The sequence below is a fragment of the Streptomyces sp. NPDC088746 genome, assembly GCF_044751065.1.
Lineage (GTDB): Bacteria > Actinomycetota > Actinomycetes > Streptomycetales > Streptomycetaceae > Streptomyces.
Window position 1 is genome coordinate 587,303 of the sequence record NZ_JBIVLA010000003.1, and the last position, 21,609, is coordinate 608,911.

Genomic DNA, 21,609 nt, shown 5'->3' on the forward strand with positions numbered 1-21,609 from the left:
TGTCCGGCCCGGCACCGCTCACGGCAGACGCCAGTCCACGGGCTGTTCCCCGGCGCGCAGCAGGAAGTCGTTGGTGCGGCTGAAAGGCCGCGAGCCGAAGAAACCGCGGTCCGCGGACATGGGGGAAGGGTGGGCGGACTCGATCGCGGGCAGGTCGCCCAGGAGCGGCCGCACATTGCGCGCGTCCCGGCCCCACAGCACGGAGACCATCGGCTTGCCCCGGGCGGCCAGGGCGCGGATCGCCTGCTCGGTCACTTCTTCCCAGCCCTTGCCACGGTGTGCGGCGGGTTTACCGGGAGCCGTGGTGAGTGCCCTGTTGAGCAGCAGCACGCCCTGCTGTGTCCAGGGCGTCAGGTCTCCGTTCGAAGGCCGGGGAAGGCCGAGGTCGGAGTGGAGTTCCCTGAAGATGTTCTCCAGGCTTCCCGGCAGACGCCGCACATCGGGCGCCACCGCGAAACTGAGGCCGATGGCCATGCCCGGTGTCGGGTAGGGGTCCTGACCCACTATCAGGACGCGCACCTCGTCGAAGGGCTGCTGGAAGGCGCGCAGCACGTTCTTCCCCGCGGGGAGATAGGTGCGGCCCGCCCCGATCTCCGCACGGAGGAAATCCCCCATCGCGGCGACCCGGCCGGCCACCGGCCCCAACGCCTCGGCCCAGCCGGGCTCCACAAGTTCGCTCAACGGTCGCGCTGCCACACCTGTCACTCTACCGGCCTACACGGGGCCGAGTGATCATGTGGTCCCCCATGGAACGGGCTTGAGCGATAGGGTGCCGGTCGTCGTCAGTCCTCCATCCCCCCGGAGTCCAGCCATGAGGCGCGCAGGCGTTCGTCCGCAGACAGCGTTGCCCGTGGCTTGCGGCGGTCGGGCCTCCCGGCGGCTGCCGTGAGCGCCGGCACGTTCGTCCTCGGCGTCGACTCGGGCGGGTCAGGGCTCCGCGTGGCGCTCGGGCCGGTGGACGCGAAGACCCCGGCGCTGACCGTCGCCTGCGCCGAGCCGGTGCGGACCGGTGCGGACGGCATGGACGCCGGACATCTCCTGGAGCAGCTGCTGCCCGCCGTACGGGGGCTGCTGGAGCAGGCGGGTTCCGGGACGACCGTCGCCGCCGCCGCGATCGGGGCCGCGGGCATGGCGACCCTGGGCGGACAGCTGCGCGCTCTGCTGCCGGACGCGCTCGCCGGCTCCCTGGGTGTACGGCGGTTGGCGCTGGCCGCCGACGCGGTGACCGCGTACGCCGGAGCGCTGGGACAGCGGCCCGGAGCGGTCGTCGCGGGTGGCACGGGCCTGATCGCGCTCGGCACCGATCTGACGTCGTGGCGCAGGGCGGACGGCTGGGGGCATCTGCTGGGCGACAGCGGCGGCGGCGCCTGGATCGGCCGGGCGGGACTCGATGCCGCGATGCGGGCCCACGACGGGCGCCGCGGAGGGTCGTCCGTGCTGCTGGCGCGGCTGGAGGCGGTCTTCGGGCCGGTCAGCGGCCTTCCGGGCCTGCTCTATCCGCGTACGGACCGTCCGGCGCTGCTCGCCTCCTTCGCCCCCGAGGTCGGAGCCTGCGCCCTCCAGGACGAGGTCGCGGCGGGCATCCTGCGGGAGGCGGCCGCCCACATCGCCGAGGCAGCGGCCGCGGTGTGTCCCCGCCCCACCGGCTCCCGCCACGAGGAATGTGAAGTGGCCCTGACCGGTGGGCTGTTCCGCATGGGCGAGCCCCTTCTCGGCCCGCTGCGGGGCGAGCTGGCGCAGCAGGTCCCGCAGGCACGGGTGGTTCCGGCGAAGGGCGATCCGCTGCACGGTGCGCTGGAGATCGCCCGCACCCTCGCAGGGCCCGGGCCGCGACTCCCGGCCCACCCGTCACTGCTCTTCGTACCGGGAGTAACATAGACGATTCGAGCGGTCGTCCGTCCCGGACAGAGCAGGTCAGTCGCCTGTTATGCCATTCAACAGACATATACGGACAGATAACGCCTGACGGCCCCCTCCCCGAACAGAGGGGCACCCAAAACCAGTAGCATGCGGCGCCATGAGCACCCCCACTGGGCCCGCTTCCGGCCTGCCTGTACGAATGCCGCGACCTCGCCAGTCCGGACGGCACCGCCGCCCGGAGCCCGTGGTCGCACCTGAGGGCGCTGCCGCGCTCGTTCTCGCCCTTCCCGGTACCCCTTCCCCGGCCTCGCGCAGCCTGGCCGAGGAAGTGATCAGCATCGCCCGCTCCGAGCTGCCCGGTCTGAACGCGCAGATCGGTTATCTCGACGGCGACGACGCCGAATATCCCACTCTCGTCTCCGCGCTCACCCATGTCGCCGCCGAGCGCACCGCGCGCTACGAGCAGGCCGTCGCCGCGGGCCGCGAGGTCGCCGAGCCCTCGGGCCCGTCCGCCGTCGTGGTGCCGCTGCTCGCGGGCCCGGACAGCGTCCTGATCCGGCGCATACGGCAGGCCGTCATGGACAGCGGCACGCAGGCCGAGCTGACCGACGTCCTGGGTCCGCACCCGCTGCTCGCCGAGGCACTGCACGTACGCCTTTCGGAGGCCGGTCTGGCGCGCGCCGACCGCGCGAGGCTGTTCACCGTGGCGACCGCGGCCGACGGCATCGTGCTGGCCACGGTGGGCGGCGAGGAGGCCGTGCAGGCCGCCGGGATCACCGGCATGCTGCTGGCCGCCCGCCTCGCCGTGCCCGTGATGGCCGCGGCCCTGGACGTGGAGGGCTCGGTCGCCTCGATCGCCGCGCAGCTGCAGAACTCCGGTTCGGCGCAGCTGGCGCTCGCACCGTACCTGGTGGGCCCGGAGATCGACCCCGGGCTGCTGGACGCCGCCGCGAAGGAGGCCGGCTGCTCGACCGCCGAGCCGCTCGGCGCGTACCCGGCCATCGGCAAGCTGGTGCTCTCGCTGTACGCGACGACGCTGGGCATCACCCCGGAGACGCCCCAGGGGGCCCAGGGGGCGTCGGCGCACTGATTCGCGCCACGCATGCGCCGGGAGATGCGGCGCGGACCGGTTCTCGCCGGTCCGCGCCGCATGCCGTCGCGGGGCCGGGCGTCAGGCGAAGACCACGCAGGAGGCGGCCGGGACCTCGATGGAGCCCGCGTGTGCCGGGATTCCCGTCTCCGCGTCCACGGCGAACCAGCTGACGTTCCCGGAGTGCTCGTTGGCCGCGTAGAGCCACTGCCCGGTGGGGTCGAGGGTGAGATCGCGGGGCCAGCGTCCGCCGCAGCCCACAGCCGCCGCCAGGGCCGGCTTCTCGCCCGTCCCGTCGAGTGTGAGGACGGAGATGCTGTCGTGGCCGCGATTGGCGGTCCACAGGAACCGGCCGTCGTGCGAGACCACCACTTCCGACGGGTACGTCCGCACGCCTGCGCCCTCGTCGTGGTCGTGCGGCAGCACCTGTGTCTCCCCGAGCGGTTCGAGCAGGCCTTCCGCCGCGTCCCAGCGGCACACGGTGACCGTCGGCTCGAGCTCGTTCAGGACGTACGCGTGTCCCCCGGACGGGTGAAAGGCGAGGTGGCGCGGTCCGGTCCCCGGCCGCAGTGCCGTCTCGGCGTGCAGCCGCAGGGAGCCGGTGGCGGGATCGAGCGCGCAGACGCGTACGGAATCCGTACCGAGGTCCACGCTCAGCACCCAGTTCCCCGAGGGGTCGGCCAGCACCTGGTGCGCGTGCGGGCCCGACTGGCGGCCGTCGTCGGGGCCTCGGCCCTCGTGCCGTAGCACCCCGGCCGCCGGGCCGGGTGAGCCGTCGTCCCGTACCGGCAGCGCGGTGACGCTCCCGGAGCCGTAGTTGGCCGTCAGGAGATGGCCCGCGGCGAGGGTCAGGTGGGTCGGGCTGCCCCCGCCGACCGGCCGTACCTCGCCGATCAGCCGCGGCGTTCCGTCGTCGTCGATGCCGAAGGCCGCGGCGGCGCCGTCGGAGGTCTCGCTGACCGCGTACAACACGGGGTCTCCCGACCCGGGAGCACGGCCGACCGCGAGGAAGGAGGGGTCGGCGACGGCGTCCGTGGACGCGAGCACGGACGGCGCCCCGGTGTCCCGGTCGACGGCGGCGACACTGATGCCGAGTCCGCCCGCCGACGTGAACGACCCTATGAATGCCCGCTTCTCTTCGTCGGCGCCCATCCCGCTACCCCTCTTCGCGTCCGTCACGATCTTCCGGGCCGACGGTAGCAGGCGACGTTTTCCGGTCCGGGCCTCGACAGGGGCGTCAGGATGCCGACCGGCGGAGCGGCCTGGGCCGGGGTGACGCTCGACGATCCCGCCGTGCGTGACGGCTCAGGCGCCGGCCGGAATCCGGCCGGACCTGCGGAGGGGCACCGCGAGTTCGAGCAGGGCCTGCTCCAGCGCATGGAGGTGGGCGAGCATCTGTTCGGCGCCCGTCGGCTCCGTAGCCGTCATGTCGTCGGGTCGGAGGTGCCGCCCGACGGCCGGCGCGTCGGTGAGTGCCTCGACGGCCGTCTCCACCCGCCAGCAGGCCGCGGCGAGCCGGACGTCGTGCGAGGCCTCCGGGTCGGCAGCGACGGAGGCCAGACCGCGCACCTCGCGTACGCAGTCGTCCAGCAGTGCGAGCACCTGCCGTGCCCGTCGCTTGCGGGCCTTCAGCGGGTTGAGCGGGTGCACCAGCGGCGCGAGCGACAAGCGCACCCGGCCGAGGATCGCCTCCAGCTCGACGACACGCCCGGGTGGGTCGGCGTCCTCGCTCCCGGCGAGCCGGGCGGCGGCCTCCGCCGTGCACGTGTGCACGCATCGCAGCGCCCGCTCCACCCAGGCCTCGGTGACCGCGTGCGTGGTCACCGGCAGCACGAACAGCACCGCCAGTACGGCGCCGAGCGCCCCGACCGCCGTCTCGGTCACCCGCAGCACGAGCAGGCCCGTGTCGAGCACGCCGAGCAGCCCGTACAGCATGCTCGCCATGACGGTCACGGCCAGCATCATCCAGGTGTAGGAGACAGCGGCGGTGTAGAAGATCCCGAACACACTGATCGCCACGACCACGGCGGCCACGACCGGCTCGTGGTGCAGTGGCACGGCCACGGCGAAGCCCAGCCCGATCCCGAGCACCGTGCCCAGGAATCGCCTGAACCCGCGGACGACGGTCTCGCCTCGCGAGGTCGTGGCCACGAACACCCACCAGGTGGCGCCGACAGCCCAGTACCAACGCTGGTCGGACAGCACCTGCCCCACCGCGAGCGCGAACCCCGCTCCCACTGTCGCCTGCACGGCCTGCCGCGTCGTGATCCGCGCGAGCCCGGACGCCCCGGCGGGGAGTGCGACGGCCACGGGGGCCGCGAGCCGCCGCTCGTAGCACCACACACCGAACCGCACCGCCGACGACGCGACGAGCGACAGCAGCACGGCCGCGTACAGCTCGGGCAACTGGCCGGGCACGGTGTGCAGGAACTGGGCGGAGAAGTAGGACATGAAGCCGAACACCCCCAGCGAGTGCCCGCGAGGTCCCCACCGCCTCGCGTACACCCCCGCCCCCACGACGGCGAGGAACGCCAGGTCACGGGCGACGGGCACGTCGTGCAGCACGGCGGCGAGCGTGAGAACCGGGAGGCCCACGACGGGGAGGAAGGCGGTCGTGACCGCCTGCCCACGCACCGTCGCGTCGGTCACCGTGAACAGTGCGAGCAGCGCGGCCAGACCACCGGTGACGGCCGCCGCGAGCGAGTGCCCGGCGGCCCCGCACAGCGCGACGGCGAGCCCGATGCCGAGCACGGCCCGGGAAGCGAACCGCAGCCGTATCTGTCCCGGATCCGGTGCCACGAACGCCCTCTTCAGCAAGTTGCCCCGTACCTTTCGCACACAGACCAGCGCGGACATGAGAAAGGCGCCGCGGAGATCCCCGAGGGACCCGCAGCGCCATTGATGTCTCCATCTCAGCATCCAGGTGGCTGATGGTTCAACCGGGGCCCGATCAGCTGGGCCATTGGCCCACAAAAAGCTGACATCACCCGGCCACGGCAGAGCCAACGGACCAGCCGCGCGCGATACCGCCGCACGAACAGCTGAAGGAGTCTGGGGCGACGGACTCCCGGCTCGGGCTTCTGACGTCCGGTGGTCAGCTCCCGATCCCGCCGTCGCTGCTGAGCAGTTGCCCGTTGATCCGTCCGCACCGCTCGGAGCAGAGGAAACCGACCAGGTTCGCGCAGTCACGCGGGACGCCGAGGCGACTCAGCGGTGTGGCCTCGGTCAGCTGTTCCTCGAGCGGGGGCGGGGCGGGCATCCAGCCGTTGTCCACCGGCCCCGGATTGATCACGTCGGCGGTCACGCCGAGCCCCGCGCACCATGATGATCTACTGCATGGAGTGACCATGCGCCTGGCCGGTCTGCACAAGGCTTCCGGCGGCGAGCGAATGAGGCTGCGATGAGTGAACTGACGAAGCCCGAGATCGACCTCCCGGAGGGTGAGGCTCCCACCGAGCTGACCATCCGCGACCTCGTCGTCGGGGACGGGCTCGAAGCGAAGCCGGGCAGGGTTGTCCAGGTTCACTACGTCGGGGTCACCTTCGGGTCCGGAAAGGAATTCGACACCTCCTGGGACCGGGGCCGGACGTTCAAGTTCGCCGTGGGCGGTGGCAAGGTCATCAAGGGCTGGGACCGCGGGGTCAGAGGGATGAAGGTCGGCGGCCGGCGCGAGATCATCGTTCCCCCGCGCCTCGGCTACGGCAACCAGTCCCCCTCGGCGTTGATCCCTGCGGGCTCGACACTCGTCTTCGTGGTGGATCTGCTCTCCGTCGCGGTCTGAGGCCTTCTGCCACCCGGCCGTCCGCGTCCACCGGCACCCGCACGGCCGTCGACACGTCCGGAGTCGAACGCGCCGCGACCCACCGCACCATCGCCAGGCGCGTCATGCCGCTCCTGCTCGCCGTCAGGGCCGGCGATCTGCGCGAGCAGCGCCCTTCCTGGGCCGAGCCCCGGCGGGACGGCTCCCGCAGCCCCCTCGCCCGCGCTCCGTGACGCCCCGTCAACGACCGTACGTGGCGCGGCACAGGTCGACGATGTCGGCGGACGCGACCCCCCGCCCCGTCGCACAGACGGTGCGCATGTCGTACGTCTGCCGCGGCCGCGCCCGGTGGGGGGTGTCCGCGCCGCGCGGCGGTCGGGGCCGGGCGGGAGCCGCACGTCTCGGCTGGTTCCGCACCTCCTGGCGGACCGGGGGCGCGACCGCGTCCGCCCGCCGGGCCGGAGCACGCGATCCCTTCTCCTTCTTCCGCTTCCCGCCGTCCGCACGGTCCGGCCCCTCCTCGGTCTTCCCGAGGGCGTCGTGGACGGCCGGGGGCGCGGTGGGCACCGTGGACGCCTGTGCGGCGGGGGCGTTTCCGGGACGTACGGAGGCGGGGGACGCCGGCCTCTGCGCCTCGGCCTGGACGGAGACGCAGCCGGCCGCACTCAGCAGGGCGACGAGCACGAGGGAGATGGACCGCAGGTTCATGCCCTGGTCAACGACGGGCAGTGCGAGCGGACACGTCCGGAACCGCGGGGCGGGGGCACTCAGTCGGACAGGCCGGACCGGGCGATCCCCAGCGCGCGATGGATGGTGCGGGACAGTACGGCCGGCTGGGGCTCCGCGCTCCACGCCCACTGCTCGACCGCGATGCGGAGCGCCCCGTTGAGCAGGGTCGCCTGCACCCGTGGTTCGAGGTCGTCCGGCCCGTGGCCCGTCCGCTCGGCGATGACCGCGGCGAAGGCCGGCTCCGCGTCGTGGTGGACCTGGAGCCACACGGCGCGCAGCCCTGGTTCGGTCCGGGTGAGCAGGACCAGGTCCCGCAGGGCGTCCGTGTCCGCGTCCGTGTCCGTGTCCGCCGACGCGGCCGGGTGCGAGGACGGAATCCCCACGACGGCTTCCACCAGCGGCCGGTCGCGCGGCCACGACCTCATGAGCGCGATGACTAAGTCGAGCGCGTAGGTCAGAAGGGGGCGGACGCACAGCTCCTTCGATGAGGTGTAGCGCCACAAGGTCCGCTGCGAGATTCCCGCGGCGGCGGCGATCTCCTCGGCGGTGGTCGCGGCCACACCCCGGTCGGCGAAGAGGCGCACGGCTTCCCGGGCGATCTCCAGCCGGGTCGCGGCCTTGCGGCGCTCCGTCAGCGGCGGGCGGCCGAGGCGGACTCCACCGCCGGCCGGGGCTCCGGTGGTGGCCGAGGCAGGGTCCGGCGCCCCTCCGGCATGCGCGGCTTCCACGGTTTTCGGCCACCTTCCTTCACGGCTGGGCCCATCGTAGCGACATCTTTTCTGGCACCGCTCGCCATTTTGGCACTACCCGCCATTAAAGGTAATATGTTTATTCCTGTCGACAAAACCGAGGAGCATCACGTGAGCACCACCACCAGCGGCCCGGGCCGCAGCGTCATCGTCACCGGCGCCGGTTCGGGCATCGGCCGGGCCACCGCCCTGCTGTTCGCGAGGGAGGGGGCCCGCATCGTGATCGCCGACGTCGACGAGGCGGCCGCCCGAACCGTCGCGAAGGAGACGGAACAGGCCGGCGGGACCGCGGTAACCGTGATCGGGGACCTCCGGGACCAGGCCGTCGTCGACCGGGTGGCCGCGACCGCGGCGGAGGAGTTCGGCGGCATAGACGTCCTGGTCAACAACGCCGGAATCATGGACAGCATGTCGGCGGCGGCCGACACCGGTGACGACGAGTGGGAGCGCGTCATCGGCATCAACCTCACGGCTCCGTTCCGCCTCACGCGTGCCGTGCTCCCGCACATGCTCGCCGCGGGGAAGGGCGCCGTCGTCTTCACCGCCTCCGAGGCCTCCCTGAGGGGCAGCGCCGCGGGTGCCGCGTACACGGCGTCCAAGCACGGCATCGCGGGCCTGACCAAGTCCTTGGCCGTCATGTACCGCGAAAAGGGCATCCGCTCCAACGCCATCGCGCCCGGCGGCACGATCACCAGCATCCAGGTCGCTGCCGACCAGGGTGCCCACGGGCCGACCGCTCTCGCCCCCTACATGGGCAACGTCGGTTCGCCCGCCCGGGCGGAGGAGCAGGCGGCGGCGATCGTCTTCCTGGCATCCGACGCGGCGAGCAACATCAACGGAGCGATCCTCCCCGTCGACAACGGCTGGTCCGCGGTCTGAGCCCCGGCCCTGGGTAGAGTCGGGCGTCCCGTCGCCGAGCCAGGAGGAGCAGAGCCAGACATGGCGGTGGACGCCCTCGACACCCGCATCCTCAGGCTGCTCATCGAGCAGCCGCGCACCAGCGTGCGCGAGTACGCGCGCATCCTCGGCGTGGCACGCGGAACCCTGCAGGCCCGGATGGACCGTCTGGAGCGGGACGGAGTGATCACGGGCACGGGCCCCGCCCTCTCCCCCGCAGCCCTCGGCCACCCGGTACTCGCCTTCGTGCATCTGGAGGTGACACAGGGGCATCTGGACGAGGTTGGTGACGCGCTCGCCGCCGTCCCGGAGATCATCGAGGCGTTCTCGACGACCGGGGGCGGCGACCTCCTGACCCGCGTCGTGGCCCGCGACAACGGGCATCTGGAGGACGTGATCCAGCAGCTGATCCAGCTTCCCGGAGTGGTCAGGACCCGGACGGATGTGGCTCTGCGCGAGCGTGTGCCGCACCGGGTCCTGCCGCTGGTCGAGTCGGTGGGGCGGGCAGCCGGCCCCGGCTGATCGCCGTCGGGCATGCTGGAGGCCATGAAGACCGCGCCCTTCCCCGCTCCGCCCGTACTCTTCGACCTCGACGGCACCCTCGTGGACAGCGAGCCGAACTACTACGAGGCGGGGCGCCGGCTGCTCGCCAGGTACGGCGTGCGGGACTTCAGCTGGGAGAACCACACCCGCTTCATCGGGATCGGCACCCGGGAGACCCTCACGGTCCTGCGGGAGGAGTACGGGATCGAGGCGCCGGTCGACGAACTGCTGGCCGGCAAGAACGCCCTGTACCTGGAGCTCGCCGGCGCCTCGACCGAAGCCTTCCCGGAGATGCGGGCCCTCGTCGAGCGGCTGCACGAGGACGGGGTGCCGATGGCGGTGGCGTCGGGGTCCTCCAGGGCGGCGATCGCGGCCTCGCTCGCGGTCACGGGGCTGGAGGCGTACCTCCCCCTGTACGTGTCCGCGGAGGAGGTGGCGCACGGCAAGCCGGAGCCCGACGTGTTCCTGGAGGCGGCCAGGCGGCTCGGTGTGGAGCCCGGCTCGTGCGTGGTCCTGGAGGACGCGGTCCCGGGAGTCCGGGCGGCTCACGCGGCGGGAATGCGCTGCGTCGCCGTCCCCGAGGCCCATGTGGCGGCCGACGGCGCCGAGTTCGGGAAGGCGGAGTTGCTGTTCCCGGGCGGGCAGGCGGAATTCACCGCTGCCGCCGTGCTGGACTGGCTCCAGGCCGGGTGAGAACAAGCCGGTCCGGCCGCCGATTGGCCGGATCCGGCGTCTCGTGCTCCGGCCGGGCGAGCGGGGGTCCCGGGGGCGGATATCCTGATCATGCCGCGCACCCCGACGCACCGTACCGAGGCGATGAGCCCGATGAGGTCGCCGCCGCGGCAGTCGGAGAGGGCCATAATTCGAGATTGGTGTGCACAGGTGCTGGTTGCTGGGCGGTACCGGCTGATATCCCCCATCGGCCGTGGCGGTATGGGTGAGGTGTGGCGCGCCACGGACGAAGTGCTGGGCCGGGCCGTGGCGGTGAAGCTGCTGCTGGGCGACCAGGCCGATGCCTCGTCGACCGCGCGCTTCCGCCTCGAGGCGCAGACGGCCGCGCGTCTGAGCCACCCTCACCTGGTGGCCGTGTTCGACTTCGGCTCCTGGGAGGACCGCTTCTATCTCGTGATGGAGCTGGTCGAGGGAAGGAGTCTCGGGGATCTGCTGGAGGCTCAGGAGACCGTCCATCCCGAGCAGGTCGCCCGTATCGCGGGCCAGGCCGCCGCCGGTCTGGCCGCCGCCCACCGGCAGGGCATCGTCCACCGGGACATCAAGCCCGGCAACCTGATGCTGGACGCCGACGGGTCCGTGAAGATCGGGGACTTCGGCATCGCCCAGTTCGTCGACGATCCCTCGACGGCGCTGACCACGGCCGGCCACATCGTCGGTACGAGCCTCTATCTGGCTCCCGAGCGGGCGCTCGGCCGTACGGCGGACTCCGCGTCGGACATGTACTCGCTGGGCTGCGTCATCTATCAACTGCTGGCCGGGCAGCCGCCGTTCCGCTCGGACACGGCGACCGCGACGCTCTACCAGCACGTGGACACGCCTCCGGTGCCGGTCAGGCAGCGGGGGGTGGACATCTCCCCCGCGTTCGACTCGTACCTCCTGGGCCTGCTGGCGAAGCAGCCCGAGGACCGGCCGAGTGCGCAGCAGGTCTCGGACTGGTTCCGTACGGATGCCTGGCGTGGCCGGCCCGAGCCGCTGCCGCACCACGCGGCCGCCGCCCCGCGGCCCCCCGCGCCCGTCCCGCCCGCCCCGGGCGCCCCGACCGCCGGGGGCCCGTCGACGTACCGGCTGCCGCAGTCCGGCGGCCGCAGGCGGGCGGCTCCCGCGCCCCGGACGTCCAGATCCGCGGCCGGACCGGCCACGACGCGCCGGATCAGCACGAGTGAGGCCATCCGCCGCCGCCCGCGCGTGGCGAGTGCCGTGGCCGGTACGGTCGCCTTCCTGGCGGCGGTGTATCTGGGCACGATCCTCTTCGCACCGGACACCGGGGCGGCGGACACCCCGGATCCCGGTTCCTCGCCGACTGCGGGGCTCGAATCGCCCGCGCCGACCGGACCGGCTGCGGAGCCGGCCCAGGACGGCGAGGGCGAGGACGACTGAGCCTCCGGCTCACCAGCGCGCGTGGACCTCCGCGCGGATCCGGCGGTCGTACAGGTCGCGCACCGCGTCGAGGGTGCTCTGCGGGAGTGGCGGGAGAGCGGCGGCCGACGCGTTGGCCCGCGCCTGCTCGACCGACCGCGCCCCGGGGATGACGCTGGTGACACCGGGCTGCTGGATGATCCAGCGCAGTGCGGTCTGTGCCGGGGTGGCGCCTTCGGGAGCGAATCGGGCGAACTCCACGGCGGCGGCCACGCCCGTCGCGTAGTCGACGCCGGAGAACGTCTCGCCCTGGTCGAACGCCTCGCCGTGGCGGTTGTACGTGCGGTGGTCCTCGGGAGCGAAGACCGTGTCGGCGGTGTACTTGCCGGACAGCAGCCCGGAGGCGAGCGGAACGCGCGCGATGATGCCGACCCCGGCCTCCGCCGCGGCCGGGAGGACCTCGTCGAGGGGCTTCAGGCGGAAGGGGTTGAGGATGATCTGGACACTCGCGACTCCGGGCCTGGCGATGGCCGTGAGCGCCTCGGCACAGGTCTCCACGCTCACCGCGTACGCGGCGATCCGCTGCTCGGAGACGAGCGTGTCGAGGGCGTCGTACACGGCGTCGGAGGAGTAGACCGCCGTGGGCGGGCAGTGGAGTTGTACGAGATCGAGGGTGTCGACGCCGAGGTTGGCGCGCGAGCGGTCGTTCCAGGTACGGAAGTTGTCCAGGACGTAGTTCTCCGGAAGCTGTTCGGCCCGCCTGCCCATCTTGGTGGCGACGAAGACCTCCGCGTCCGGGCGTTCCTTCAGATAGCGGCCGATGAGCTGTTCGCTGCGGCCGTCGCCGTAGACGTCGGCGGTGTCGAAGAAGGTGACACCCGACTCGACGGCGGCGTCGAGGACGCCGAAGGCATCGGCCTCCCGCACCTCGCCCCAGTCCCCGCCCAGCTGCCAGGTGCCCTGTCCTACGACCGATACGTCACGGCCGGTCCTGCCGAGTGTGCGCTGCTCCATACGGATCATGCTACGTCCGCACGCGGACCGGCGGGGATGGCCGGCGCCGGTCCGCGTCCGCGCTCAGTCGGCTGTGGTCACGCGGACGTAGTCGACGACGAGCTGCTGCGGGAAGCTCGTGCTGCCGTCGGGGTCGCCCGGCCAGTAACCGCCCACGGCGAGGTTGAGGATGAGGAAGAACGGCTTGTCGAACACCCAGGCGTTGCCGTTGAGGTCCGCCGGTGTCCGGCGCTGGTAGACGGTTCCGTCGACGGACCAGGTGATGGAGTCGGGGGCCCAGTCCACGGCGAAGGTGTGGAAGTCGTCGGCGAAGGCGGCTCCGCCGGGCAAGGTGTAGCCGGCGCCTATGCCGCCGCTGCCGGAGTAGCCGGGGCCGTGCAGCGTGCCGTGGACGGTGCCGGGCTCGAAGCCGACGTTCTCCATGATGTCGATCTCACCGCTGTTGGGCCAGCCGACGCTGCCGATGTCGGCGCCGAGCATCCAGAAGGCCGGCCAGATGCCCTGCCCGCGCGGGATCTTCATCCTGCTCTCGACGTGTCCGTACGTCGCGGTGAACTTTCCCGAGGTGTTGAGCCGGGACGAGGTGTATTCGCAGGTCCCGTACCAGCACTGGTAGTTGCCGGGGTTCTCCTTGCGCGCGGTGATGACCAGGTTGCCCTGGCCGTCGAGGGCGGCGTTGCTGTTGCCCGCCGTGTAGTACTGCCGCTCGTGGTTGCTGACGTTGTCGCCGGTCTCCGTCAGCCACTTGCCGCCGTCGACGGCCGAACCCGCGGGGCCGTCGAACTCGTCGGCGAAGGCCACGGCCGCCGCTCGGGAATCCGTGGAGGACGCAGCCGTGTGGGGGTCGGGTGCGGCCGAGGCTCCGGCGGGCAGTGCGGTCATGACCATGGAGCAGCAGAGCAGGGAGAGCGCGGCGTACAGCGTCGTACGGCGCCTCTTCGGGAGGCGGCGCACGGCGTGGTGGGGAGAATGCACGGTCATCACTTCTTTTCGGGGTGGGGGGATGACAGTCATGCGCATGACAGATGAACGCCGAGAGGTGAACGCATGTCGCGCTTACCCCAGCGGCATCTTTCAACACTTGATTTAAGGGAGTGGTCCGAGGCCCGTCAAGGATCTGGTCCAGACCGGGCGGGTACGGGTAGAACTCGACGCGGCGGGGAACGGACAACTCATGCGCATCCGTACCGAAGTCACCGTTCCCGCCACCCTCGCCCTGGCGGTCGCCCTGCTGGCTCCGGCCGGCGCCGCGACGGCCTCCTCCGCCGCACCCGCTGTCCCGGCCTGTCGGGAGAGCAGCCTGAAGGTCGCCGCCGCGGCCTCCGACCAGCCCGAGACGCTGCGCATCAGCGTCACCAACCGGGGCCGCCAGGCCTGCGTCGTCGACCGCATCCCCACGGTCGTCTTCGGCGACCTGGACGGCCCGGCCCTGCCGGTGCCCGAGGGCGAGAGCGGTCCCTACCGTCTGCCGGCGGGCGGATCCGGCTACGCCGCGGTGCGCACCCTGGACCCGGCGGCCACGGAACTGCGGGTGGTGGACCGGCTGACGGTCGCCGGGGACCCCGCACACCGCGGGCGGACCTTCGGCTCCGCCTCGCTGGGAGCGCCGGACGGGCTCCGGGTGTGGGAGCCCGTGACCACGTGGTGGCACCGCTCGAGCGCGGCGGCCGACGCGACGCTCGAGCGGTACACCGACTGACCGGACTCTCCGCGCGGCTGCCACCGTGCGGCGCGCGGGCGACGGCCGCACAGTGGAGACATGGACTGTGCGGGGCCTGCCCGGCCTCGGCCGGGCAGGCGCACATCGTCCGACCGCATCCCGGCGGAAGGATCAGGCGTGGACACCGAGAGCACACGGCGTTTCGTGGTGCAGATCCACGACGCCCGGCGCATGCATTTCGATTTCCGTCTCGAGGTCGGCGGCGTCCTGAAGTCCTGGGCCGTGCCGCGCGGCCCGTCGGACAACCCCAGCGACAAACGGCTGGCCGTGCCGACGGAGGACCACCCCTTGGAGTACCGCGAGTTCGAGGGCGTCATTCCGCAGGACGAGCAGGGCAGCGGCACCGTGATCGTCTGGGACCAGGGCACCTACACCCCGACGAGCCACGACCTCGCCGGCGACCCCGTCCCGTTCGCCGAGTCCCTGGAGCGCGGGCACGCCACGTTCCGGCTCGAGGGAGCCAAGCTGCACGGGGAGTTCGCGCTCACCCGCTTCCGCATCGACGACGAGGAAGGGACCCGTGGGCCGGAGGCCTGGCTGCTGATCAAGGCCGACGACCGGCAGGCCGTCCACGACCGGGCGGGCACCCCCGACCCGTACCACGCGCGCTCGGCCCGCACCGGCCGCACGCTGCACCAGGTCGCCGTGGCCGAGCGGGAGGGCGCCCGCTGACCCCTACCGGAGGGGCGGCTCGTCGCCGGACCCGGTGAGCCGGTGCAGGACGTCCGAGTAGCGGGAGCGCTTGTCGGGACGGGCCTGGGCGACGGCGTGCCGCAGAGCGGGGACGGCGGCTCCGCCCATCAGCAGCAGTCCTTCGGCGGCCTCTCCCCGGACCCCCGGATGCGTGTGGCCGAGCAGGGCGACCAGCGCGGGAACGGCGGGCGCCCAGCCGGCGTGGCAGAGCGTCCTGATGGCCATGCGCCTGATGTCCGGCTGCGGATCGTCGAGCAGGACGGCCGTGTGCAGCAGGTGGGCCGGCCGGTCCAGCATAATGCGTGAGATCCGGTGGGCGTGCAGCCTGACCTTGGGCCGGGGATGGGCCAGCAGCTCACCGATGACCTCCTTCAGGGCCGGGTCCGGGTCCGGGGCCCGGCCGGTGTGCTCCTCGGCGAGGCGGGCGAGGGCCCTGCGTATCTGCTCCGGTCCCCCGGTCCGGGCCAGACGCAGCAGTTCGGCGCGCCCGGGCCGGTGGACCACTCCGGCGGGAGCTGTCGTACGGGGGACGGAACCCGGCCCCTCGTCCAGGAGAAGCCCCTCGGCGAGGTCGTCCCGTCCCTCGGCGCGCAGCCGCTCCCGGATCCTCGTCCTGTCCGGGGAGCCCAGCAGCGGCCGTCCCGCAAGCAGGTCCAGGAGCCCCCAGGCCCCTGCCTCGATCCGGGGCAGGAGGTGATCCGCCAGGACTTCGGCCGGCGCCGTCCGCAGGGCGTGGGCGGCTTCCGTCCGGAGACCGGCGGGGCCGTGCTCCCACCATCCGAGGAGCAGCGGGATCAGAGGCACGGTCTCCCAGGGGCCCAGGTGCGGGACGAGGCGGGCCACCCTGGCGGGCACGATCCCTTCGCCGCCCAGCTCCGCGGGAGGGACGGTGGCCAGGGCGCGCGCCAGGCAGCCTCCGGGGGGCAGGTCGACACGTCCTCGGAGGTACGCGTCGAGGACCGCGCGTGCCGGCTCCGGCTCCGGCCAGTCCAGGAGCTCCCGGGCGGCGCCGGATCGGCGGCCGGGATCCGGCGCTTCCAGCGTGTCCATCAGCCGGGTGCGCCGCTCGGCGGAACGCGGCCGGCCGGGGGCGTCGCGTACGACTTCCGAAGCCGGGCCGGCTGTCTCGGAGAGCGTCCACGGGGGTGTGCCGAGGGGCTGAAGGTCCGTCATCCAGTCCACCAGCAGAGCGCGTACCCCGTCGTCGCCTGCATCGGGGTACGCGTCGACGAGGGCGCCGAGGCGCTGCCTGGAGTCCGGCGGGTACGGGGTGCGGCGCCGGAACTCCTCCAGGGCGCGAGAGGTGCGCAGGGCCGGGCGCAGCGCTGACCGCCACGCTTCCGCCTCCTCACCGGCCGTGGGCGGCTCCGGCACGCCGAACGCCTCACGCAGTACGGCGTTCTCGGCCTGCCGCACGTCGTCGTCGAGGCGGGCGGCGGCGAGGGCCCGGTCCAGGTCGCCTCTGACCGGCACGGCGTCGCAGGCACGGAGCAGCCGCAGCGCCGGCACGTGCTGAGGGGGTGTCATGGCGCGTACGGAATCGGCGAGTTCCATGCGCTCCGGCCAGGGCAGCCGGGGCGCCACGGCCTGGAGTACGGCGAGGAGTCCGGGCCGGTGTTCCCGCTCACCCGCGAGACCGTCCGTCAGCACCTGGACGGAGTCCGCCATCTTCTCCAGCTCGTCGGCCGGCCACGGTGCGGGACACAGCCGCAGGACGAGGCCGATGACCCGGTCGCGGGTGCCCTCCGGCACCGAGCGGGCCAGGCACAGCCACTCGGCCAGCATCGGCCGAAGCTCCCTCAGCCGCCGGGGCGGCAGAGCGTCCGGGCTCTCCGCGAGGCACAGGGCGGCCTGCGCGCTCCAGCCGTGGTCGACGAGCCGGGCGGCCCAGGACTCGGCCTCGCCGGCCGGCGGACGGCCGGACGGTGCGATCCCGTAGGCGGCCGACAGCTCCGCGAGGTCGGCGGCGCTCCCCGCGCCGAGGCGGATCCGGCCGTCGGCGATCGCGGCGTGCAGGTCCGCCACGAGCGGGGAGCCCTGATCGGCCAGGGCGACGACGGTGCGGGCGGTGAGGGTACCGGTCAGGGCCCCCAGCAGCAGCGTGCGCTCACGGGGGTCGCCGGTGCGTGCCGCGGCGGCGAGGACCGTGGCCGTGCAGGCGTCACCCAGCACCGCGCGCAGCGCGGTGACCAGTCCGGCGCGCAGCCCCGGGTTGTCGTTACGGCCGAGGGCGCGCAGGAGGCCGGGCACGGCGTCCGGTGTCCCGGCGCGCGCGAGGGCCGACGCGGCGGTCTTCCTGATGTTCATGTTGGGGTGGTCCAGGAGTGCGGTGATCGCCGGGCAGGCCCAGTGCGCCTCCGCGTGGCCGAGGGCCAGCAGCGACTGCCGTACGGTCCGGATGTCCTCGGCCCGGGTCAGGGCGATCAGTGTCGCCGACAGGGCCTGAGCGTCCTCGCCGCCCGCGCCCGCGGCCAGGAGGGCGATCACCTGCTTGCGCACATGCGGATCGCGGTGGCGGAGCAGCCGGTGCACGCGGGGACGGGTCTCCGCGGACGGTGCGCGCCGCAGGGCTTCGAGGAGGACGGACTGCTGACGGGCGGACAGCTCCGGCCGGTCCAGCAGGTCCAGGACGATCCCGGCCATCAACGCGTCGCCGGCCTCCCGGGCGTCCCGGGCGCCGAGCAGGCAGGACGGCCTGATCCTGCGCCGCTCGTGCAGGCGGCCGCCCAGTCCGCGTACGGCGTCCACGATCTCCTGGGGGACCACGGGCTCCCCGGCGCGGGCCGGTTCCGGGTGCGGACCCGTCTCCACCGCCTCCCACGAGGCCGCCAGTTCGCTCACGACCCTCAGCAGCAGGCCGGTGAGGACGGGCAGGGTGGCGGCGCTCCCGCGGGCCGCGAGCGCGCAGAGGGCCGCCACCGGATCGGCCGGCTCCGGACTTGCGGCCAGCAGGGCCAGTTCGCGCTCGTCGGGGGCCCCGAGGTCGGCCGCGACGGCCGGTGGCGGCGCGGTGGGATCGACACGGGCGAGCAGGTGGCGCCGGAGGTCCGGATCGGTGTTCAGCTGCCACAGGAGCTCGAGTGCCCGGTGGCGCACGGGGCGGAGGAAGGGCGCGGTCCCACGGCCGTCGGGGTCCGGGCCGAGTGCCTCGGTCAGCGCCGTGACGGTGCGGTCTCCGCCGATGGCTTCGAGCGTGTCGAGGACGGCGGCCGGGGCTTCGGGCAGCAGCGCGAGGACGGCCTCCTCGGCGTCCTCGTGACGGAGTGCGCGGATCGCGCCGAGGAACGGCGCGGGTACGCGTGAGGAGGGGAGCAGCCGGGTGACGGCGGCCCCGATCGGGAGGTCTCCCGTCCCCTGCCGGGCCAGGGCGACGAGCAGGTCGAGCCGGCGCGGCGCGCCCGGGTCGTCCGCCGGGGCGTCGACGAGCAGGTCCAGGACCGTCCGGCGGCAGGTGTAGAGGATCGTCGCGACCGTGCGGGGATCGATCGAGTGATCGGCCAGTGCCAGGCCGACGACGGCCGGTGCCTGCGACGTGTCGGGGAAGTGCCCGCGCCTGTGGAGCCCTTGCAGACAGGTCATCGCGGGTCCGCCGAGCAGCAGCGGGTCCTGGGCCGCGATGTCCAGGAGCGTGCCGATGTCGCCGCGTCCCGCCAGATCGCCGAGGAGTTCCATGGCCAGTCGGCGTACCGCCGGAGGTGCGGCGGGGTCCGCCGCCGTACGCGGCAGCAGCGATCCGTGCCCGTGCCGGGCCGCGGCGGTGAGCGCGGGGGCCGCGACCGCGGCCGGCCGGGCGGGGGCGAGATACGGCTCGAAGAGGGCGGCGGGAAGGGGGTCCGACGCCGCCCAGGGCTCGGCCAGTTCCGCCAGGGCGGCGGCCGCGACGGCCGTGTCGTCCGGGCCCGCGCCGAGCAGCCCGGCCAGCTGGCCCCTGGCGAGGCCGGGGGCCAGCAGGCCGGCGTGCAGGCCCTGCCGGACCAGCCGGACCGCCTCCGCACGCAGGGCGGGGTCATGGGTGTCCAGGACCTCCGCCACGAGCCGGTCGGGCCGGTGGGCGTCCCAGGCGTCGATGGAGCGCACGGCCTGGTGGAGCGCTTCGCCGGGCGGCTCGTCCCGTAGCGCGGAGGGGTCGGTGAGGAGTTCGGCCCGCAGCCAGGCGATCCGTACCCGTTCCGGCAGCGGGACCGTGCGCCAGGCGGGCAGCCGGCGCGACAGGTGGATCCCGAGACGGCCGTGCAGCCCGGCCAGGAGGAGTGACTCCTCGGGCGACCCGGGAACGTCCGGCGGCAGCAGCGACGCCAGCTCGGCCGCTTCACCGGCCGGCAGGTGGGGCCCGGCCGCCCGCTCGGCGAGGAGGGTGAGCCCCAGATGTCTCGTACGACGGTCCGCGTGTCCGACGAGCCGGCCGAGCTCGGAGACCGGGCAGAGGTCCACCGCCATGTCACGCCCCGGACGGGACGTGTGTCGCTGCTGTATCCGCGCGTCCGCGGGGCCCGTGGTCACCCCGGGATGTTAGGTGTGGACGGGGCGGCTCAGCCAGTGGATAACGTGCTGTCAGCGGACCGCCCCGACCCCGGACGCCAGTTGCTCCCGCAGGGGGGAGAGGCGGGCGGTATGCGGCAGGGTCGGACGTGCGGTCATGGGCGGACTCCTCGTCTGCGTGCTCCGGGCCCGGGCGGCCGGAAGCACGCAGACGCCGAGCCCTCACCCGTGCGTCAGGGGCAAGGGCCGGACCACCTCAGGAGTTCGTGGTGGAGGCGAGGTGGGCGAAGACCACCACGTTGTCCTCGTAGTCCTTCTTCTTCTTGTCGTAGACACCGCCGCAGGTGATCAGCCGCAGCTGGGCGGTGCCGTTGTCGGCGTACACGCGGTCGTCCGGGAAGTCCTCCTTGCTGAAGGTCTCGACCGTGTCGACCTTGAACGTGGCGACGGAGCCGTCCCGGCGGGTGATGTCCACGGTGTTGCCCGCCTTGAGCGTGCTGAGCAGCAGGAACACGGCGGGACCGGTCTTGGTGTCGACGTGCCCGGCGACCACCGAGGTGCCGCGCTCGCCGGGGGTGGCACCGTCCTTGAACCAGCCCGCGAGATTCGCGTCGTGCGCGGGCGGCGCGTCCAGCTGACCGGAGGCGCCGATCGACAGGGGCGTGAAGGGCGCGTCGACGGCGATCGACTTGATCGAGATGCGTTCGGGCTCGGACCGGGGCAGCCCGAGGCCGGCGGAGGACGCGGATGCCGACGGTGCGGGCGAGGCGGGCGCCGAGGCAGCGGGCAGGGACACCACGGCGGGGGCGGGCGGGACTCCGGCCGACGCGTCGAAGGAGTTGTAGACGAGGAGGAAGCCCAGCCCCACCGCCGCGACGGGCCACAGCAGGGAACGGCCGAGGGCAGGGGAGGCGGGGGCTGGTTCTGACGGCTGCGGGGCGGCCATGCGCATGCTGCCTTTCGCGTACGGGAGGGACGGGCGGCTGTACGGGGAAAATCGGCGCGGCCACCGCCCCGGAGAGGGCGGCGGCCACGACAGATTCGCTCAGTGGTGCGGTGCGCCGGTCAGGCGGCCGCCGCACCCGAGGCGTTGCGGCGGCGCAGCTTGTACGCGGCGGCACCCAGGCCACCGAGCATCAGCACCGAACCGGCGGCCAGGCCGCTGCCGGAGAGCGCCATCGCTCCACCGCCGGTGTGGACGCCGCCCTCGGGCTTCTCGTGCTTCCAGGTCTGCTCGCTGTCGCCGGAACCCGAGCCGGAGCCGGAGCCGGACTCCTTGTCCTTCTCCCAGTCGTCCGCCGACAGACCGGCGAGCGCACCGCCACCGGCGTGGACGCCGCCCTCGGGCTTGTCGTGCTTCCACGAGTCCGGCTTCTCACGGTCGTCGTTGCTGCCGGAACCGGACTCCTTGTCCTTCTCCCAGTCGTCCGCCGACAGACCGGCGAGCGCACCGCCACCGGCGTGGACGCCGCCTTCCGGCTTGTCGTGCTTCCACGAGTCCGGCTTCTCACGGTCGTCGTTGCTGCCGGAACCGGACTCCTTGTCCTTCTCCCAGTCATCGGCCGACACGCCGGCCAGCGCACCGCCGCCGGCGTGGACGCCGCCCTCGGGCTTGTCGTGCTTCCACGAGTCCGGCTTCTCACGGTCGTCGTTGCTGCTGGCGGAGGAACCGCTGTCCTTGTCCCAGTCGTCCGCCGAGGTCACGGCGTATGCGGCGGGAACGGAGACCGCGAGGACCGCCGTGACGGCGGCCGATGCGAACAGGGTGCGGGCAGAGCGCATGGATACACAGTCCTTTCGCCACCCCCGCGCTGGCCGGCTGGTTGTCGGCTCATCGGATCACGGGTGCGACGTGATCCACCGTCAGCTGAAATCCGGACGCCCACCACTCGGGAAGGCCGCATTCGAGGGAAGCGGTGGGCCCATCGTGTGACAGGGAGCCAGATGTCACCCGTTGGACGGCACGCCACGCCGGGAGGAGGTTTGG

General features: G+C 73.2%; 19 protein-coding genes and 1 pseudogene. 9 read left to right on the forward strand and 11 right to left on the reverse strand.

The window, feature by feature from the left end:
* Positions 1 to 18: 18 nt before the first annotated feature.
* Positions 19 to 696, reverse strand: coding sequence for a uracil-DNA glycosylase (locus ACIP63_RS17095; protein ID WP_401516359.1), 678 nt, complete (start codon positions 694 to 696; stop codon positions 19 to 21).
* A 189-nt stretch (positions 697 to 885) separates the two neighbouring features.
* On the opposite strand from ACIP63_RS17095, the gene ACIP63_RS17100 reads away from it, so the two are divergent.
* Positions 886 to 1,878, forward strand: coding sequence for an N-acetylglucosamine kinase (locus ACIP63_RS17100; RefSeq protein ID WP_401516360.1), 993 nt, complete (start codon positions 886 to 888; stop codon positions 1,876 to 1,878).
* A gap of 139 nt (positions 1,879 to 2,017) precedes the next feature.
* Positions 2,018 to 2,950 (forward strand): sirohydrochlorin chelatase, encoded by a 933-nt coding sequence (locus ACIP63_RS17105; protein ID WP_401516362.1) that lies wholly within the window; start codon positions 2,018 to 2,020, stop codon positions 2,948 to 2,950.
* Positions 2,951 to 3,031: 81 nt separating this feature from the next.
* Here ACIP63_RS17105 and ACIP63_RS17110 read toward each other — a convergent pair whose 3' ends face one another.
* The 3 genes and pseudogenes from ACIP63_RS17110 to ACIP63_RS17120 form a co-directional block, all read right to left on the reverse strand.
* Positions 3,032 to 4,102, reverse strand: coding sequence for a lactonase family protein (locus ACIP63_RS17110; RefSeq protein WP_401516364.1), 1,071 nt, complete (start codon positions 4,100 to 4,102; stop codon positions 3,032 to 3,034).
* 153 nt (positions 4,103 to 4,255) lie between these two features.
* Positions 4,256 to 5,767, reverse strand: coding sequence for an FUSC family protein (locus ACIP63_RS17115; RefSeq protein ID WP_401516366.1), 1,512 nt, complete (start codon positions 5,765 to 5,767; stop codon positions 4,256 to 4,258).
* A 277-nt stretch (positions 5,768 to 6,044) separates the two neighbouring features.
* Positions 6,045 to 6,266, reverse strand: a pseudogene (locus ACIP63_RS17120) (SDR family oxidoreductase); the annotation flags it as partial.
* Positions 6,267 to 6,350: 84 nt separating this feature from the next.
* Between ACIP63_RS17120 and ACIP63_RS17125 the strand changes: the two are divergent.
* Positions 6,351 to 6,731, forward strand: coding sequence for an FKBP-type peptidyl-prolyl cis-trans isomerase (locus ACIP63_RS17125; RefSeq protein WP_401516368.1), 381 nt, complete (start codon positions 6,351 to 6,353; stop codon positions 6,729 to 6,731).
* Positions 6,732 to 6,950: 219 nt separating this feature from the next.
* Here ACIP63_RS17125 and ACIP63_RS17130 read toward each other — a convergent pair whose 3' ends face one another.
* Both ACIP63_RS17130 and ACIP63_RS17135 read right to left on the reverse strand, forming a co-directional pair.
* On the reverse strand, positions 6,951 to 7,418 hold the full coding sequence (locus ACIP63_RS17130; RefSeq protein WP_401516370.1) for a hypothetical protein: 468 nt from the start codon (positions 7,416 to 7,418) through the stop codon (positions 6,951 to 6,953).
* A gap of 59 nt (positions 7,419 to 7,477) precedes the next feature.
* Positions 7,478 to 8,074: a TetR/AcrR family transcriptional regulator gene (locus tag ACIP63_RS17135; RefSeq protein ID WP_401516922.1), complete on the reverse strand. Its 597-nt coding sequence runs from the start codon at positions 8,072 to 8,074 to the stop codon at positions 7,478 to 7,480.
* Between the two features lie 189 nt (positions 8,075 to 8,263).
* Here ACIP63_RS17135 and ACIP63_RS17140 point away from each other — a divergent pair, with 189 nt between their 5' ends.
* From ACIP63_RS17140 to ACIP63_RS17155, 4 genes are all read left to right on the forward strand, one after another.
* Complete coding sequence (locus tag ACIP63_RS17140) at positions 8,264 to 9,067, forward strand: SDR family NAD(P)-dependent oxidoreductase (protein ID WP_401516372.1); 804 nt, start codon at positions 8,264 to 8,266, stop codon at positions 9,065 to 9,067.
* A gap of 60 nt (positions 9,068 to 9,127) precedes the next feature.
* Positions 9,128 to 9,607, forward strand: coding sequence for an Lrp/AsnC family transcriptional regulator (locus ACIP63_RS17145; RefSeq protein WP_401516373.1), 480 nt, complete (start codon positions 9,128 to 9,130; stop codon positions 9,605 to 9,607).
* A 24-nt stretch (positions 9,608 to 9,631) separates the two neighbouring features.
* Positions 9,632 to 10,321, forward strand: coding sequence for an HAD family hydrolase (locus ACIP63_RS17150; RefSeq protein WP_401516375.1), 690 nt, complete (start codon positions 9,632 to 9,634; stop codon positions 10,319 to 10,321).
* Between the two features lie 240 nt (positions 10,322 to 10,561).
* Positions 10,562 to 11,737 carry a serine/threonine-protein kinase gene (locus tag ACIP63_RS17155; RefSeq protein WP_401516924.1) on the forward strand — a complete coding sequence of 392 codons (1,176 nt, stop codon included), beginning with the start codon at positions 10,562 to 10,564 and terminating at the stop codon, positions 11,735 to 11,737.
* A 9-nt stretch (positions 11,738 to 11,746) separates the two neighbouring features.
* Here the strand turns inward: ACIP63_RS17155 and ACIP63_RS17160 are convergent, their stop codons facing one another.
* Both ACIP63_RS17160 and ACIP63_RS17165 read right to left on the reverse strand, forming a co-directional pair.
* Complete coding sequence (locus tag ACIP63_RS17160) at positions 11,747 to 12,739, reverse strand: aldo/keto reductase (RefSeq protein ID WP_401516377.1); 993 nt, start codon at positions 12,737 to 12,739, stop codon at positions 11,747 to 11,749.
* Between the two features lie 54 nt (positions 12,740 to 12,793).
* The gene (locus ACIP63_RS17165) at positions 12,794 to 13,711 is read right to left on the reverse strand and encodes a family 16 glycosylhydrolase (protein ID WP_401516379.1); all 918 of its coding nucleotides are present in this window, start codon (positions 13,709 to 13,711) and stop codon (positions 12,794 to 12,796) included.
* A gap of 193 nt (positions 13,712 to 13,904) precedes the next feature.
* Between ACIP63_RS17165 and ACIP63_RS17170 the strand changes: the two genes are divergently transcribed.
* The gene (locus ACIP63_RS17170) at positions 13,905 to 14,429 is read left to right on the forward strand and encodes a DUF4232 domain-containing protein (RefSeq protein ID WP_401516380.1); all 525 of its coding nucleotides are present in this window, start codon (positions 13,905 to 13,907) and stop codon (positions 14,427 to 14,429) included.
* A 60-nt stretch (positions 14,430 to 14,489) separates the two neighbouring features.
* Positions 14,490 to 15,122: a DNA polymerase ligase N-terminal domain-containing protein gene (locus tag ACIP63_RS17175; protein ID WP_401516382.1), complete on the forward strand. Its 633-nt coding sequence runs from the start codon at positions 14,490 to 14,492 to the stop codon at positions 15,120 to 15,122.
* Positions 15,123 to 15,125: 3 nt separating this feature from the next.
* Here ACIP63_RS17175 and ACIP63_RS17180 read toward each other — a convergent pair whose 3' ends face one another.
* The 3 genes from ACIP63_RS17180 to ACIP63_RS17190 all read right to left on the reverse strand — a co-directional run bounded on the left by ACIP63_RS17180 (position 15,126) and on the right by ACIP63_RS17190 (position 21,404).
* Positions 15,126 to 19,643 (reverse strand): HEAT repeat domain-containing protein, encoded by a 4,518-nt coding sequence (locus ACIP63_RS17180; RefSeq protein WP_401516383.1) that lies wholly within the window; start codon positions 19,641 to 19,643, stop codon positions 15,126 to 15,128.
* Positions 19,644 to 19,878: 235 nt separating this feature from the next.
* Positions 19,879 to 20,568, reverse strand: coding sequence for a class F sortase (locus tag ACIP63_RS17185; protein WP_401516385.1), 690 nt, complete (start codon positions 20,566 to 20,568; stop codon positions 19,879 to 19,881).
* Positions 20,569 to 20,687: 119 nt separating this feature from the next.
* On the reverse strand, positions 20,688 to 21,404 hold the full coding sequence (locus ACIP63_RS17190; RefSeq protein ID WP_401516387.1) for a hypothetical protein: 717 nt from the start codon (positions 21,402 to 21,404) through the stop codon (positions 20,688 to 20,690).
* Between the last annotated feature and the right edge of the window lie 205 nt (positions 21,405 to 21,609).

Excerpts from the sequence above, each read along its gene's own strand:
- ACIP63_RS17105 (WP_401516362.1), top strand. The coding sequence starts at position 2,018 with ATGAGCACCCCCACTGGGCCCGCTTCCGGCCTGCCTGTACGAATGCCG.
- ACIP63_RS17170 (WP_401516380.1), top strand. The coding sequence starts at position 13,905 with ATGCGCATCCGTACCGAAGTCACCGTTCCCGCCACCCTCGCCCTGGCG.
- ACIP63_RS17165 (WP_401516379.1), bottom strand. The coding sequence starts at position 13,711 with ATGACCGTGCATTCTCCCCACCACGCCGTGCGCCGCCTCCCGAAGAGG.
- ACIP63_RS17150 (WP_401516375.1), top strand. The coding sequence starts at position 9,632 with ATGAAGACCGCGCCCTTCCCCGCTCCGCCCGTACTCTTCGACCTCGAC.
- ACIP63_RS17110 (WP_401516364.1), bottom strand. The coding sequence starts at position 4,102 with ATGGGCGCCGACGAAGAGAAGCGGGCATTCATAGGGTCGTTCACGTCG.
- ACIP63_RS17140 (WP_401516372.1), top strand. The coding sequence starts at position 8,264 with ATGTTTATTCCTGTCGACAAAACCGAGGAGCATCACGTGAGCACCACC.
- ACIP63_RS17190 (WP_401516387.1), bottom strand. The coding sequence starts at position 21,404 with ATGCGCTCTGCCCGCACCCTGTTCGCATCGGCCGCCGTCACGGCGGTC.
- ACIP63_RS17185 (WP_401516385.1), bottom strand. The coding sequence starts at position 20,568 with ATGGCCGCCCCGCAGCCGTCAGAACCAGCCCCCGCCTCCCCTGCCCTC.
- ACIP63_RS17125 (WP_401516368.1), top strand. The coding sequence starts at position 6,351 with ATGAGTGAACTGACGAAGCCCGAGATCGACCTCCCGGAGGGTGAGGCT.
- ACIP63_RS17130 (WP_401516370.1), bottom strand. The coding sequence starts at position 7,418 with ATGAACCTGCGGTCCATCTCCCTCGTGCTCGTCGCCCTGCTGAGTGCG.
- ACIP63_RS17175 (WP_401516382.1), top strand. The coding sequence starts at position 14,490 with ATGGACTGTGCGGGGCCTGCCCGGCCTCGGCCGGGCAGGCGCACATCG.
- ACIP63_RS17160 (WP_401516377.1), bottom strand. The coding sequence starts at position 12,739 with ATGATCCGTATGGAGCAGCGCACACTCGGCAGGACCGGCCGTGACGTA.
- ACIP63_RS17155 (WP_401516924.1), top strand. The coding sequence starts at position 10,562 with ATGGGTGAGGTGTGGCGCGCCACGGACGAAGTGCTGGGCCGGGCCGTG.
- ACIP63_RS17145 (WP_401516373.1), top strand. The coding sequence starts at position 9,128 with ATGGCGGTGGACGCCCTCGACACCCGCATCCTCAGGCTGCTCATCGAG.